This window comes from Xanthomonas euroxanthea, from assembly GCF_900476395.1.
Taxonomy (GTDB): Bacteria; Pseudomonadota; Gammaproteobacteria; order Xanthomonadales; family Xanthomonadaceae; genus Xanthomonas; species Xanthomonas euroxanthea.
Genome location: NZ_UIHB01000004.1, coordinates 250,234 through 263,711 on the forward strand (window position 1 = coordinate 250,234; position 13,478 = coordinate 263,711).

Annotated in this window: 11 protein-coding genes; all 11 read right to left on the reverse strand. The window is 65.0% G+C overall.

The annotated features are described in order from the left end of the window. Positions 1-1,109: 1,109 nt before the first annotated feature. Positions 1,110-2,843: a BatD family protein gene (locus tag CPBF1521_RS13495; RefSeq protein ID WP_104584799.1), complete on the reverse strand. Its 1,734-nt coding sequence runs from the start codon at positions 2,841-2,843 to the stop codon at positions 1,110-1,112. Continuing rightward, a complete protein-coding gene (locus tag CPBF1521_RS13500; protein WP_104584795.1) occupies positions 2,840-4,693 on the reverse strand; it encodes a tetratricopeptide repeat protein in 1,854 nt (617 codons plus the stop codon). Before CPBF1521_RS13500 ends, CPBF1521_RS13495 begins: the two co-directional genes overlap by 4 nt. After that, positions 4,690-5,697: a vWA domain-containing protein gene (locus tag CPBF1521_RS13505; RefSeq protein ID WP_115677316.1), complete on the reverse strand. Its 1,008-nt coding sequence runs from the start codon at positions 5,695-5,697 to the stop codon at positions 4,690-4,692. Before CPBF1521_RS13505 ends, CPBF1521_RS13500 begins: the two co-directional genes overlap by 4 nt. Continuing rightward, positions 5,694-6,155, reverse strand: a complete 462-nt coding sequence (locus CPBF1521_RS13510) for a DUF4381 domain-containing protein (protein WP_115677317.1) — start codon at positions 6,153-6,155, stop codon at positions 5,694-5,696. Before CPBF1521_RS13510 ends, CPBF1521_RS13505 begins: the two co-directional genes overlap by 4 nt. A gap of 2 nt (positions 6,156-6,157) precedes the next feature. Further along, complete coding sequence (locus CPBF1521_RS13515) at positions 6,158-7,120, reverse strand: DUF58 domain-containing protein (RefSeq protein ID WP_104584787.1); 963 nt, start codon at positions 7,118-7,120, stop codon at positions 6,158-6,160. Between the two features lie 22 nt (positions 7,121-7,142). Beyond that, on the reverse strand, positions 7,143-8,162 hold the full coding sequence (locus tag CPBF1521_RS13520) for an AAA family ATPase (RefSeq protein ID WP_104584784.1): 1,020 nt from the start codon (positions 8,160-8,162) through the stop codon (positions 7,143-7,145). A gap of 284 nt (positions 8,163-8,446) precedes the next feature. Then, positions 8,447-10,342: a type IV pilus secretin PilQ gene (locus CPBF1521_RS13525; RefSeq protein WP_115677402.1), complete on the reverse strand. Its 1,896-nt coding sequence runs from the start codon at positions 10,340-10,342 to the stop codon at positions 8,447-8,449. A 19-nt stretch (positions 10,343-10,361) separates the two neighbouring features. After that, positions 10,362-10,895 (reverse strand): pilus assembly protein PilP, encoded by a 534-nt coding sequence (locus CPBF1521_RS13530; RefSeq protein WP_104584778.1) that lies wholly within the window; start codon positions 10,893-10,895, stop codon positions 10,362-10,364. Beyond that, on the reverse strand, positions 10,892-11,557 hold the full coding sequence (locus CPBF1521_RS13535; protein WP_104584775.1) for a type IV pilus inner membrane component PilO: 666 nt from the start codon (positions 11,555-11,557) through the stop codon (positions 10,892-10,894). The genes CPBF1521_RS13530 and CPBF1521_RS13535 overlap by 4 nt, the downstream gene beginning before the upstream one ends. Further along, positions 11,554-12,306: a PilN domain-containing protein gene (locus tag CPBF1521_RS13540; RefSeq protein ID WP_115677319.1), complete on the reverse strand. Its 753-nt coding sequence runs from the start codon at positions 12,304-12,306 to the stop codon at positions 11,554-11,556. The genes CPBF1521_RS13535 and CPBF1521_RS13540 overlap by 4 nt, the downstream gene beginning before the upstream one ends. Next, complete coding sequence (locus CPBF1521_RS13545) at positions 12,306-13,364, reverse strand: pilus assembly protein PilM (RefSeq protein WP_115677320.1); 1,059 nt, start codon at positions 13,362-13,364, stop codon at positions 12,306-12,308. The genes CPBF1521_RS13540 and CPBF1521_RS13545 overlap by 1 nt, the downstream gene beginning before the upstream one ends. Positions 13,365-13,478: the final 114 nt, after the last annotated feature.

Below are 13,478 nucleotides of genomic sequence, written 5' to 3' on the forward strand. Positions count from 1 at the left end.
ATAGACCCGGGGCGTATCTAGTCGCGCCGGGATGCGTGAATCAAAAGCCCGATGAGAGTCGAGGGCGCGGTGTCGACGCTTCATGTCGAACGAGGTGCATCCAGCACCGCTCTTCCATGCACACCGACCAACTCGACAGGTCCTTGCCCGCCTACCGTCGCGGGACCTTACGCGGCATGGATGCCGCGTAAGAGCTTACAAGGACGTACTTGCAGCGTGTCCCGCGATGGTGGGCGGGCAAGGGCCCCGCAGCAAACTTGCAGCGGCGAGGGCACCGCACCAGACAATTGGTCGGGGCTCATCTAAAAAGCTGTCTGTCATGCGGCAAGCATCGGACGTGGCGTCGACGCTTCACGTCGAACGAGGTGCATCCAGCACCGCTCTTCCATGCACACCGACCAACTCGACAGGTCCTTGCCTGCCCACCGTCGCGGGACCTTACGCGGCATGGATGCCGCGTAAGAGCCTACAAGGACGTACTTGCGGCGTGTCCCGCGATGGTGGGCGGGCAAGGGCCCCGCAGCAAACTTGCAGCGTCGAGAGCGCGGTGCCCTCACCGCTTGCGGGACACGCCGTGAACCCACCCCTGGGGGACCGTGTGGCGGCATCCATGCCGTCACACGGTCCCGCAACCGGCGAGGACACCGCACCAGGACGTTAGTCGGCTGCTTTATTGAAAGCGTTTCGCTCGGCTTGCAGCGGCAGACGAGACATTTCCATATTTCGTGTCGAAAGCCTGCCTGTTGCTCGGCTTGCGCGGGGAACTGGTCGAACGCAACGTGATTCGAACAGCGAAAGCCATGCCTTGCTTGTAACTGCGCACACCGACCATCTCGACGGGTCCTTGCCCGCCCACCGTCGCGGGACCTTACGCGGCATGGATGCCGCGTAAAAGCTTACAGGGACGTAGTTGCAGCGTGTCCCGCGATGGTGGGCGGGCAAGGGCCCTGCAGCCACGCCGCAGACCAAACGCCTTGCCTTGGAAAACCGCCTTTCTTTAAGTAGCACAGCTTAAAGAACCAGCTGCACCCGCAGTCAGCGTGTCAAAACGAGGCGCAGCACGCTGGCTATCCAGGACCTGTCCACCGCTGCCAATGCAGCGACACCGATCAAGGCGCCGGCGGATACAGCGGCGCCAATACCTCCGGCTCCGCAGCCGTGGCGTGCCGCCAACGCGGTCCCTTGGCGAAGGCCTCGCGCAATGCCGAACGTGCACTGCTCACGTCACCATCGCCGCCCCAGCGGGCGCGCTGCATCTGCGCCACCGCCGCGCGCTGCGCCGGGTCGCTCAACGCGGCCAGCACGCTGTCGATGTCGGAAACGCCGGCCATGCCACATAGCACCGCGGCCACATCGTCCATGCCGCCGGTGTCGAGCGCGCGTCGCAATTCGGCCACACCGTGGGTCACACGCCGGCCGGGCGCAGCTGCATCGCCGGCATTGAGCACCGGCACCCCGTGCGAACCGCCGCGACGCCGTGACAAGGCCCACACCAGGGTGGCAATCCACAGCAGCGCAAAGCCCATCGCCGCAGCGATCCAGCCCCACGGCCGTTGCGTGGCCGCCGGTTGCTGCAGACTCAGCGTGCTGGCCGCAGGCGTGGTCGCCGGGTTACCCGGTGACGGACTGGCTGCCGGCGCGGGCGCCGGCGCCGCAAACGCACCGGTACCAGCCGCCACATCCAGCGTCAGATCCGGCAGCGAGGCCGTCTTGGCCGCCGCCGCGCCCACATCCCACCATGCTACCTGCAAGCCGGGCACCACCAGCGGACCGGCGCGGTTGGGCACGATCGAATAGCGGCGGGTCAGCCGCAGCTGCGGCGAGCCATCCACGAAGCGTTCTTCGTACTGCGCCGGCTCGGCAAACACCTGCGCATCGGGCACGCTCGGGGTCGGCAAATCGGGGAACTGCGCCTGGGTGGCGCCGCGCGCGCTGGCCTCCACCACGATCTGCGCCGCTTCGCCGGCGGTGGCGCGCTGCGGCGTGGTCGTATACCGCAGCTGCAGGCTGCGCAACGGCAACCACGGCTGCGGCGCATTGGCCGGTTGTGCACGGACCTGCAGCGGGATGCTGGCGCTACGCGCGCTCAGCTCGCCATTGCCGCGACCGAAGTAATCGTCGAAGAAGCCCCCGACCGAACGGCCGTTGAAGCGCGCCGACGGCAACACCAGGCGACCGCTGCGCTCGGGCACCAGCAGGTAACGTCGTTCGACCACGTTGTATTGGCGATTGTTGAGCACCTTGACCGAACTAACGTCATCGCCGATGCGCTGCAGCGATGCACCATCGGGCGCTTCCAGATCCAGCTCGCCGGACGCCAGCTGCGTGGCGAAATACAGCCGCACCACCACGCCCACACTTTGCTGCACATAGGGCTGCGGATCGTCCACCTGCGTCTGGACAAACGCATCCTCATTGCCTTGCGCCGCAGCTGCTGCGCCGGGCGCGCTGCTGCCGGCACCGCTTGCCGAAGCGCCCACCTGCAACCGCAACGGTTCGGTGCGCTCGTTACCGACGCGGATCGCCGGTACGATCAGCTCGCCGCTCTTGCGCGGCGTCAGCACCACACCGAACAGCGCGCGCACCGTCACCGACCCATTGGTCACCTGCATCTGCTGGTTGGCGCTCTTGGCCCCCAGGGTGAAATCGTTGCGCAAGGGCGTGTAATCCGGATCGACACCGCGTTGATCGGTTTCGATGTTCAACATCACCACGTCGCCGGCATTGGCGCTGTCGCGGTCCAGCCACGCGCGCGTGACGGCGCCCACCGGTGCACAGGTGAGCAGCATCACGCAGGTCAACATGCCGATCGCCGCGCGGCGCAAATGGTGTGTGCCGATCATCGTCCGTCCCGTTGCCTGCGTTCGTGTTCCAGCCTGAATTTGGTGCGCAACAAACTGCCCGGATCATCCGGCACCCGCCGCAGCCAGGCATCCACCGCCTGGCGCTGTTCGCGTTGCTCCGGCGTCTCGGTCGCCGCCGCTGCGGCGGCCTGCTTGCCATTTGCATCGGCGCTCTTGTCACCGGCCTGCGCCATCGCCTGCTGCATCTTTTGCCGCTGCGCGGCGTCGGCCTGCTGCTGCGCCTTGGCATCGGCCGATTGTGGCGCTGCGTCCTGCTTGCTCTGCTCGCCCTGGCCGTTTTTGGACTGCTGGTTATGCGAGGCTGCGTCCTGCGGTGTCTGCGCAGACGGTTGGTCCTTGCCATCCTGCTTGCCTTGCGAATCCTGCTTGCCTTGACCGTCCTGGCCAGGCGTCGAGTCGTCCTTCGCGTTCTTCCCGGACTGATTCTGGCCGGCGCTGTTCTTGTCGGCCTGCTTCTGGTCCTTGGACTGACCCTTGCCGTCCTGGTCTTTCCCGTCCTTGTTGTTCTGCTGCTGACGCTTGCGCGCCGCATCCACCGCCGCACGATTGGCGATGGCGTCGGGCTGATCCGGGTGTTGCTTGAGCGCGCGATCGTAAGCCGCAATCGCTTCGTCGTACTGGCCCTGCCTGGCCAGCGCATTGCCGAGGTTGTACAGCCCCTCATCGGTGGGCACCTCTTCGAAGGCTTTTTGTGCCGCGGCAAAATCGCCCTTGCGATAGGCCTGCACGCCGGCATCCAGGCGTTGCTGCTGCACCTGGTCGGCGCGTTGCCACAAGGTGCCGTCGGCAGCATGTGCGGGCTGGGCCAGCGGCAACACGCACACCAGGGCCAGGACCGCCACAACCGCACGCCGCCGGAACGCCAGCAGTGTCAGCAGCATCACCGGCAGCAGCAGCCAGTAACCTTCGTCCAGCCAGGTCTTGCCGCCAGTGGATTCGGCGGTTTCATCGGCCAGCGGCTGTTGCGCCGGATCGAGCACGCCCAGCGCACGCAGGTCCGCATCGTCGGCAGTGATACGCGCATAGCGACCACCGCCCTGCCCGGCAAGGTCGCGCAGGCTGCCCTCATCCAGTCGTGTCTGCGCGATCTCACCGGTCATGGTGCGATAGGCGGCGCCGCGCTCGCTCCCCACGCCGAGCGCAGACACGCTGAATCCACGCGAGCGCGCCAGCCGCGCAGAACTCGAGGCCGCACGGTCGGCACTGTCGCTGACCAGCAGGATCTCGCCTTGCTTGAAGCCGGCCTGCAGCAGCAACTGCGTGGCCGCATCGATTGCCGCATCGGCGCGCTTGCCGTCCACCGGCATCACCGATGGCGACAGCGCATCCAGGAACAACGCCACGTTGGCCTTGTCATCGGTCAACGGTGCAACGGTGAAGCTCTCGCCCGCATAGACCAGCAGTGCGACTTCCCCACCGGCCCGCTTGCGCAACAACGTGGCCAACTTGGCACGCGCCTGCAGCAGGCGCGAGGGCGGCAGATCGTTGGCAGTGATGCTGGACGACAGGTCCAGCGCCACCACCAACGGCATGCTGGAGCGATACACCGGCCGCTCGGTCTGCCGCCAGCTCGGCCCGGTCATCGCCAGCACCGCCAGCGTATAGGTCAGCGCAGCCAGCACGAATCCCAGCCATCCACGCCGACTGCCCGACACCAGCAGGGTCGGCAGCAGGTGTGCATCCACACTTTGCCGCCAGACATCGGCATCGCGTCGACGCAGCTGCCACAGCACCGCCGCCGGCACGATCGCCAGCAGCGCCCAGAGCAGACGCGGGCGCAACAGATGCAGCGACTGCAGCCAGCCAGCCAGTTCGGTCAGCGCGTTCATCGCCATCTCCGCGGCAACACGTAGGCGAGCAGCGCAATCATGATCGCAGCGCCCAACGGCCAGTAGTAACGTTCCACGCGCGGCTGCACCGACGGACCGAGCGCCTTGACCGGTTCCAGCCGATCCAGCTCGGCATAGATGCCGGCCAGCTCTTCGGTATCGCGCGCACGGAAGAAGCGCCCACCGGTTTGCGCGGCGATCTTGCGCAAGCCGTCTTCGTCGATATCGTCGTTGCCCGTGGCCGGAATCGGCACACCGAACAACGAATAGCCGCCATTGCCGCCAAAGGCAATCGTGTGCACCCGCACGCCCTGGGCCTTGGCAAGCTCGGCGGCCTTGAGCGGATTGAGCACGCCTGCGGTGTTGACACCATCGGTGAGCAACACCACCACGCGCTGGCCCTGCTTCTGCTCGCGCAGCCGTTTGACCGACAACGCGATCGCATCGCCGATCGCCGTTTCGCGCCCGGCCAATCCCACCACGCTGTCGGCCAGCTGGTCGCGCACGGAGGTCAGGTCGGCGGTCAACGGCGTCAACGCGTACGCCCGCTGACCAAATACCAGCAGACCGACCCGGTCGCCGTCGCGACGATCCAGAAAGTCCGACAACACCGCCTTGGCGGCGGTCAGGCGGTCCACCACCTTGCCGCCGAGCACCATGTCCGGCTCGCTCATGCTGCCGGACAGATCTACCGCCAGCATCATCTGGCGTGCCTCGCGCGGCGGCTGGATCACATCGCCCAATTGTTGCGGGCGCGCCAGCGCAGCGCACAGGAAGAACCAGCCCAGCCACGCCAGCCAGCGCGGCACCCGCAGCACCGGTGCACTCTTAGCCTGCGCAACCGCCTGCAATTGGTCGGGGTAAGGCACGCGCAGTGCAGCCGTATCGGCGCGGCGCTGCGGCCAGAACCACATCAGCAACGGCAGCGGCATCAACCACCATGCCCACGGCCATGCGCAGTGTGCCAGCGCATCCTGCCATTGCGACCACTGCAGCCAGTTCATCGCCGGCCTCGCATCAAACCCAGAAAGCGCTGCCGTGCCAGTGCCTGCACCGTATCCAGATCGGTCACCGTCGGCGTACGTTGAAAACCACCGTCCAGCAGCGCGCGACCCGGTCCCTGCGAAAAGGCCCGCGTCTTACTTTTGCGCCCATCCAGAAACTGCAGCCATGCCTCGCCCTGCAGCCGGTCGGCCTGCGCATCGACGCTGCGCGCTGCGCGCCGCAACAATATCGACAACGCTGCCAGGCGCTGTGCGGAAGTCGTTGCGCGCTGCAGTTCGGCATCGAATGCCGCCAGCCACAGACGCTGCCGCTGACGGCGGCGCCACCACCACCAGCCGACCGTGCCAAGCACCAGCACCACGGCCGTAATCACCAGCCACCAGCCCGGCGCCAGCGGCCACCACGACGGTGACGGCGGCAGATGGACATCGCGCAGCGGCAGCGATTGCGGTGCCATCGTCACAGGCTCCGCGCGGCAGCGCCGCCGCCCAGCCAGGCATCGCTGGCATCGTCGGTGGACAGGCGATGCAGGCGCACGCCGCGTGCCTGCAAGACCGAGGTCAACTGCTCCAGCGGCGCCACGAATTCGGCCTGCCAACGCGCCCGTCCGGCCTGCGTGGACAGATCGATCGCAATACGCTCGCCGCGCACATCGAAGCTCAGTGCTCGGGCCGGTGGCGCCAGCTCCAGGGGGTCGACCAGCACGATCACCACCACCTCATGATGCAGGGCCAGCCCCGACCAGCGCGTGGCAGAAATCCTGCTGGCGCTGCGCGCGTCGGCCAGCACGGTCAGTCGCGCGCCCGGGCGCAGCAGCCGCGCGGCATGGTCCAGTGCCACCTCCAGGCCCGCGTCGCCGGACGGCGGCTGCGCATACCAGCGCGCCAAGGCATCCAGTACCGGCAATACGCCGCGTTGCCCCGAGCGCGGCGCAATCGGCGCCTCGCTGGCAGTGCCGCGCAGGGCGGCGATGCGGTCGCCCTGCCGCTGCGCCAGCCACGCCGCAACCGCACCGGCACGTGCGGCCTGCACCGATTTGTAGCGCACCCGCGTGCCGAAGAAGAGTGCCGGCGAGGTATCGGCCACAATCAGACTCAAGCGTTCGCGCTCGGCCTGAAACAATTTCGTATGCGCACGCCCGGTACGCGCAGTGACGCGCCAGTCGATATGCCGCGCATCGTCACCCGCCACGTACTCGCGCGACTCGGCGTATTCCATCCCGCGCCCGCGCGTTGCCGCGGGCACCGGCCCGACCAGTCCATGGCGGCCACGCCCCGGCTGCCCGCGATGGATCGTGGTGCCGCGCAGCGCGATCAACTCCGCCAGCGTCGGCCGCAGTCCATCGCCGGCGATCGACGACGGCGCGGTGACAGGGGAAGAAGACGGCATCGAAGACATCGGATTCTGGTCAGAGGACGGCATACCTCGGCGACACGCTACCCGATCAGGGCAGCGGAATCTTTTCCAGCAGAGCGGCGACCAGGCGTTCGCCATCCCAGCCTTCGGCAGTGGCCTCGTAGCTGGGCAGCACGCGATGACGCAGCACGTCCGGGGCGATTGCGCGGATATCGTCCGGGGTCACGTAGTCGCGCCCGGCCAGCCATGCACGCGCACGTGCGCAGCGCTCCAGCGCGATCGACCCACGCGGGCTCGCGCCCCAGGCGATCCGCCGCGCCAATGCCGGGTCGTAGCGCTGGGCATCGCGCGACGCGAGCACGATCTCGATCAGGTAGCGCTCCAGCTGCGGAGCCAGATGCACGTCCAGCACGACACGCCGCGCGGCAAAGACATCTTCCAGCGGGATCTTGTCGGGCACCGTTTCGTGCTTTTCCAGGGTATCGCGCGCGGCTTCACGTGCCAGACGCAGGATCTCGGCCTCGGCATCAGCCTGTGGATAGCCGATACGGACATGCATCAGGAAGCGATCCAGCTGCGCCTCGGGCAACGGGAAGGTGCCCTCCTGCTCGATCGGGTTCTGCGTTGCCATCACCAGGAACAGCTGCGGCAGCGCATAGGTGTGCCGCCCGACGGTAACCTGGCGCTCGCCCATCGCTTCCAGCAGCGCCGACTGCACCTTGGCCGGTGCTCGATTGATCTCGTCGGCCAGCAGGATCGGATGGAAGATCGGCCCGGGCATGAACTCGAACCGGCTGTCCTGCGGCCGCCAGATCTCGGTGCCAGTCAGATCGGAAGGCAGCAGATCCGGGGTGAACTGCACCCGCGCGAAATCGGCTTCCAGCCGCGAGGCCAGCGCACGGATCGCGGTGGTCTTGGCCAGACCCGGTGCGCCCTCGACCAGCAAATGGCCATCGGCCAGCAAGGCGATCAGCAACCGTTCGACCAGCGCAGACTGGCCCACGATGCGCTGCGTCAGCGACTCGCGCAGCAAGGTGAATTGACGATGCAACCGGTCCTCGGCGGGCGCGGCAGCGGCTTCTGGGGGCAAGAGCGGCGGTGCGTTCATAGGCCCAGTGTGACCGATTCGAGCGCGATTGGTTCACTGAACGGCTTTGAGTTGTTCACTGAGTGAACCCAAGTATGACGCGCGTCACCCGCATCGCGACTTGGCAGGGAGGCAAGCTAATTGAACCAAAAGCCAGGACAGCAATAAGCTCTCGGGCCTGTTCAAGCTTGAGATCGCAGTAGCTATTTATAGCCGGAGCACGGCAAATCGCGCGCAATGGACAACTACCCACATCCAACACCGAAAAAAAGGCCGCTTTCGCAGCCTTTTATATTTATGCTATCTCAGGGAGTAGCGCTCGCCACACGCAGTACCTTTGGAGTTACGAAAACCAACAATTCGGCCTTCTCCTTGCTTCGCCCACGCTTCTTAAACAAATTTCCAAGGAACGGAATGTCGCCCAAGAATGGAACCTTTGCAATGCTCTCACGATCGGTAAACTCATAAACGCCACCAATGACTACAGTCTCGCCATCCCCAACCAGAACAGCAGTATTAACTTCGCGCCTATTTATTTCAGGGACCGTACCATAGCCCTGAAGCACGATGAACCTGGCAACTTCATCTTTTTTCACATTCATGTTCAAAAACACACGATTATCATTAGTGATCGTAGGTGTAACCTTGAGCTCTAACAACACTTCCTTGAATTGAACATTTGCCTGTGCCTGACCGCCATTGCTCGAGCCACTGATTGTCACATAACCGATTTCACGCCCCTGTTTAATCACGCCCTCACGCTGATTCGCTGTCACGATCCGAGGATTGGAAACAACCTCACCGCGTCCCTCTTCCTGCATTGCCGACAACTCCATGTCGAGAGCAAAGTTCCGCCCCAGCAAGGTGTAAGCAATTGAACCTGCAGTGCTAGTAGTGAATGTCCCAGCAGGCAGATTAAAGTTCAGTCCCGCAGGAACGTTATGTAATCCATCGTTAATAATAGATACATTATTCGTTGTGCTACCGCTGATAACGCTAGTGTTGTCGCCATACTGACGACGCCCGGCGATACCAAAGCGCGCCCCCAAGTCACGGGCAAATGTATCGGTCGCGATCACGATACGGCTCTCGATCAACACCTGATCCACGGGGCGATCGATATGCGAAATCAGCTCGCGCATCTGCGCGACCTTCTTCGGAATATCGCTGATCATCAACGTATTGGTGCGCTCATCGGCAACCAGGCGACCGCGAGGCGACAGGAATCCGTTGTCCTGCTGCCCGCCTTGCCCACCTTGACCACCGCCCTGACCGCCACCAATCCCCTTGGCCTCCGTCAGCGCCTTGAAGATCACCGCTGCGTTGTGGTAATTGATCTGCACGTAATCGGTGATCAGATCCTCGCGATTCTCGATCGCGATGCGGGCGTCTTCCTTGTCCTGCTCGAACTTGGCCAGCTCCGGCTGCGGGGCGACCCACACCACGCCGCCGTCGCGGCGCTTGTCCAGGCCCTTGGCGCGCAGCACGATGTCCAGCGCCTGGTCCCACGGCACGTTCATCAGCCGCAGCGTGACATTGCCCTGCACGGTGTCGGAGGCGACGATATTGAGGTTGGATTCTTCGGCGATCAGCTGCAGCACGGTGCGTACCGGCACGTCCTGGAAGTTGAACGTCACCGGGCGGCCGCTGTAACCGCGCGCAGCGATCTGCGCCGCGGCCTGGGTGACGGCTGCGGCGCTGACGCCACCGACCGCGGGCTGGCCCTTGCGCGGAGTGATTTCGACCACGTATTCGTTGCCGGTCTGGTAGGCCAGCGAATCGAACGCGCCCTTGGTCGACAGCACCAGCTGCGACCCCGAGCCGGACGGCTTGACCTCGACACGTTGCACCGGCGTTGCGAAGTCGGTGACGTTGAGCGGGCGCTGCAGTTCGGCGGGCAACCGCGCGTTGCTGATGTCGACCAGCACGTTGTCGCCCTGCGTACGCAGGTCCGGGCTGGCGCCTTGGCCGTCGAACTGCAGGATCAGACGACCCGTGCCATCCTCGCCCCGTTTGAAATCGATCTTGGACACCGCCAGGCTCGCCGGAGCGGTCTTGGCCGGATCCTGCGCGGGCTGCTTCAGTGCCGCCGCCGCGACCGCGCCACCACTCGCCAGCGCCAGCGCGAACCCCAACGCGCAGGCCCGAAGTGCCACGTGGCGTCGAACCGGACGCAGCCGCTGGGCATTGGAAAACGTCATCGTGCTATCCCCTATCACTTTATTGATCATCCAGCGCGAGCGCGGCCGGCCGTTCAAGCCATCCACCCGCACCGTCCGGCACAAGTTCAATCAGCTCGATGCGGTCTTCGTAGACCCCGGTGACCCGGCCATCGCTCTGTCCCAGATACACACCCGGCCGTACCCGGTAGGTCACCTTGTCCGGTGCCATGACCAGGGCAACCAGGCCCGCGCCGCCACCAATGGTCCCCACCATGTCGAGGGCGTCGAGCGGATAGGCTTCCAGCGGCTCCTTGCGCCGGTTCGGATCCGGACGCGTGCCATTGCCGCCTTCGGCACTGACCCAGGCATCGCTGAACGGGTCGCGCATCGACTGGGCCGCATATTCGAACGTCTCGAACTGCTGCATCACCGGCAATGGCTCCAACGGCGGCGCCGGACGTGCGCGCACCTCGGCAACCCAGGCTTCCAGATTCGGCGCATCGCCCGGGGTGCTGGTCACACCGCGCGTACACGCCGGCAATACAGCCATTAGCGCCACGCAGGACAGGATCTTGAGCAGTCTCATGGTCATTGGCCGCCCTTCTTCGCAGCGTCGGCCGCCGCCTTCTCCTGCTCGGCCATTTCCTCATCGTCCAGATAACGATAGGTCTTGACCGTGCCGGACAGTTCCAGCGCCCCGCGCGGCGTGATGCCGGCCTTGGGATCCTTCGGCTTGAGGTTGATGTCGTGCATGGTCAGGATCACCACGCGCGGCAGCGACGCCACGCCGCTGACGAAGGCACCGAACTGGTGGTAACTGCCCACCATGCGCAAGGCGATCGGCTTTTCGGCGTAGAACTCCTTCGGCGACTCCGGACCCGGCTGGAACAACTCGTTGGACAGGCCGCTGGACAACGCGGTCTGCGAGATGTCGATGATCAGATCCGGCATTTCGGTCTTGCTGGGCAGCTGGCGCAGCATCTGCTGCAGCACCTGCTCCATCTGCGCGAGCTGCTGCTTGAGCGGCTCCAGATTCACCGCACGGCCCTGCTGGGTCTCGAACTCGGTGCGCAGCTGCGTTTCGGTGCCTTCCAGGCTTTCGAGTTCATCGCGCTTGCCGCTGATCAGCAGGAACCAGGCCAGCACCATGATGAACAGGCCGACCACCACGCAGAACACGATGCGTGCCTGCTGCGGCCAGCCGCCGATGTTGTTGAAATCCAGATCGCTGAGCTTGAATGCTTTCTTACTCATGACGCCGCCCCCTCCTGCGGCCGATTGGCTGGCACAGGCGCAGCGGCCGGCGGCGTGGCAGGTGCAGGCGCTGCAGGTGTCGCCGCTGGCGCGCCCGCGGGTGCGGTCCCGGCCGGCGTTGCGCCCGGCGCTTGCGCGTCGACCGGTGCGGTGCCGTTCTTGTCAGCCTCGTTCGGATTGGCCAGCTTGACCTTGAGCGTAAATACGTACGGCAGCGCCGTGGTGTCCGTCGCAGATGCGGCAGGCTGCCCGGTTTTGTCCTGGCTCTTGGCCTCGATGATCGACAGGTCCGGATTGGTCATCCAGCCCGAGCCTTCCAGGTTGCGCATGTAGGCACTGACGCGCGCATTGGACTGCGAGCGACCTTCCAGGGTCAGGATGTCGCCGTCCTGCTTGATGTTGGTCAAGGCCACGCCATCGGGAATGGTGCGCACCAGCGAGTCGAACAGGTGCACCATCTGCGAGCGATTGGCCTGCAGTTCCTCGATCACCTTCTTGCGGGCGAGCAGACGGTCCTTCTTCTTGTCGAGCTCCTTGATCTCTTCGTTCTGCGCCTTGACCTTGTCGATTTCGGTGGTCAGGAACGCATTGCGCTCGGTCTGGCCGCTGATCTGCGCGTCGTAGTAGAACCAGATTAGTGCAGACAGCAGCACTCCGCCCAGCGCGGCGAAGCCCAGCATCGAATAGAACTCGCGCTCGCGCGCCTTCCGGCGCTCGGCGCGCCAGGGCAATAGATTGATTCTTGCCATCAGTCAAAGCTCCTCAGGGCCAGGCCGGTGGCAATCATCAATGCAGGTGCATCCAGCGCCAGCGCATGGGCCTGGACCTTCGGGCCCAGCGTCATCTGCGCAAGCGGGTTGGCGACCACGGTGGTCACGCCGAGCTGCTCTTCCACCATTTCCGGCAAGCGCGACAGCGCCGCGCAACCACCGGCCAGCACGATGCAGTCGACGCGATTGAATTCGCTGCCTGCGTAGAAGAACTGCAGCAAACGGCTGATCTGCTGCACCGTCGCCTCCTTGAACGGCTCCAGCACTTCGACCTCGTAGCTTTCCGGCAAACCGCCCTGACGCTTGGCCAGGCCGGCCTCTTCGTAGGTCAGCCCGTACCGGCGCATCACCTCGTCGGTGAGCTGCTTGCCGCCGAACACCTGCTCGCGGCTATACAGGCTGCGACCGGCGCGCAGCACGCTCAACGTGGTCATGGTCGCGCCGATGTCAACCAGCGCCACCACTGCATCGGCAGCCACCGGCAGCTCGCTGGCGACCAGGGCAAAGGCGTTCTCGACCGCGAAGGCCTCCACGTCCATGACCTTGGCGGTCAGGCCGCCCAGTTCCAACGCAGACTGGCGCAGTTCCACATTCTCCGAACGCGAGGCCGCCAGCAGCACCTGGACCATGTCCGGGCTGTTGGGCATCGGGCCGAGCACCTCGAAGTCGAGATTCACTTCCTCGATCGGGTACGGGATGTAATTGGTGGCTTCCAGTTCGACCTGCGCTTCCAGATCGCTGTCGTCCGGATCGGCCGGCATCGGGATCAGCTTGGTGATCACCGCCGACCCGGCCACCGCGGCTGCTGCATTCTTGGCCTTGCTGCCGGAACGGTTGATGGCGCGGCGGATGGCCTCGCCCACCGCCTCGACTTCGACGATGTTCTTTTCCACGACCGCATTCGGCGGCAACGGCTCTACGGCGTAATGTTCCACGCGGAAACGATTCCCGCTGCGCGACAGCTGCAGGAGCTTGACCGCAGTGGAACTGATATCGACACCAATAAGTGGCGACTGACTCTTGGGTAGAAGCCCCACGGAAACTCCCCTGCCGATGGGCACTTGGACGCAGTCTGCGCCCTCGTATTAATAATCAAATTTTAACAGTAGACAAGCCCTTCACGCGCGAGGCAATGGCCCCGCGACCGTGAC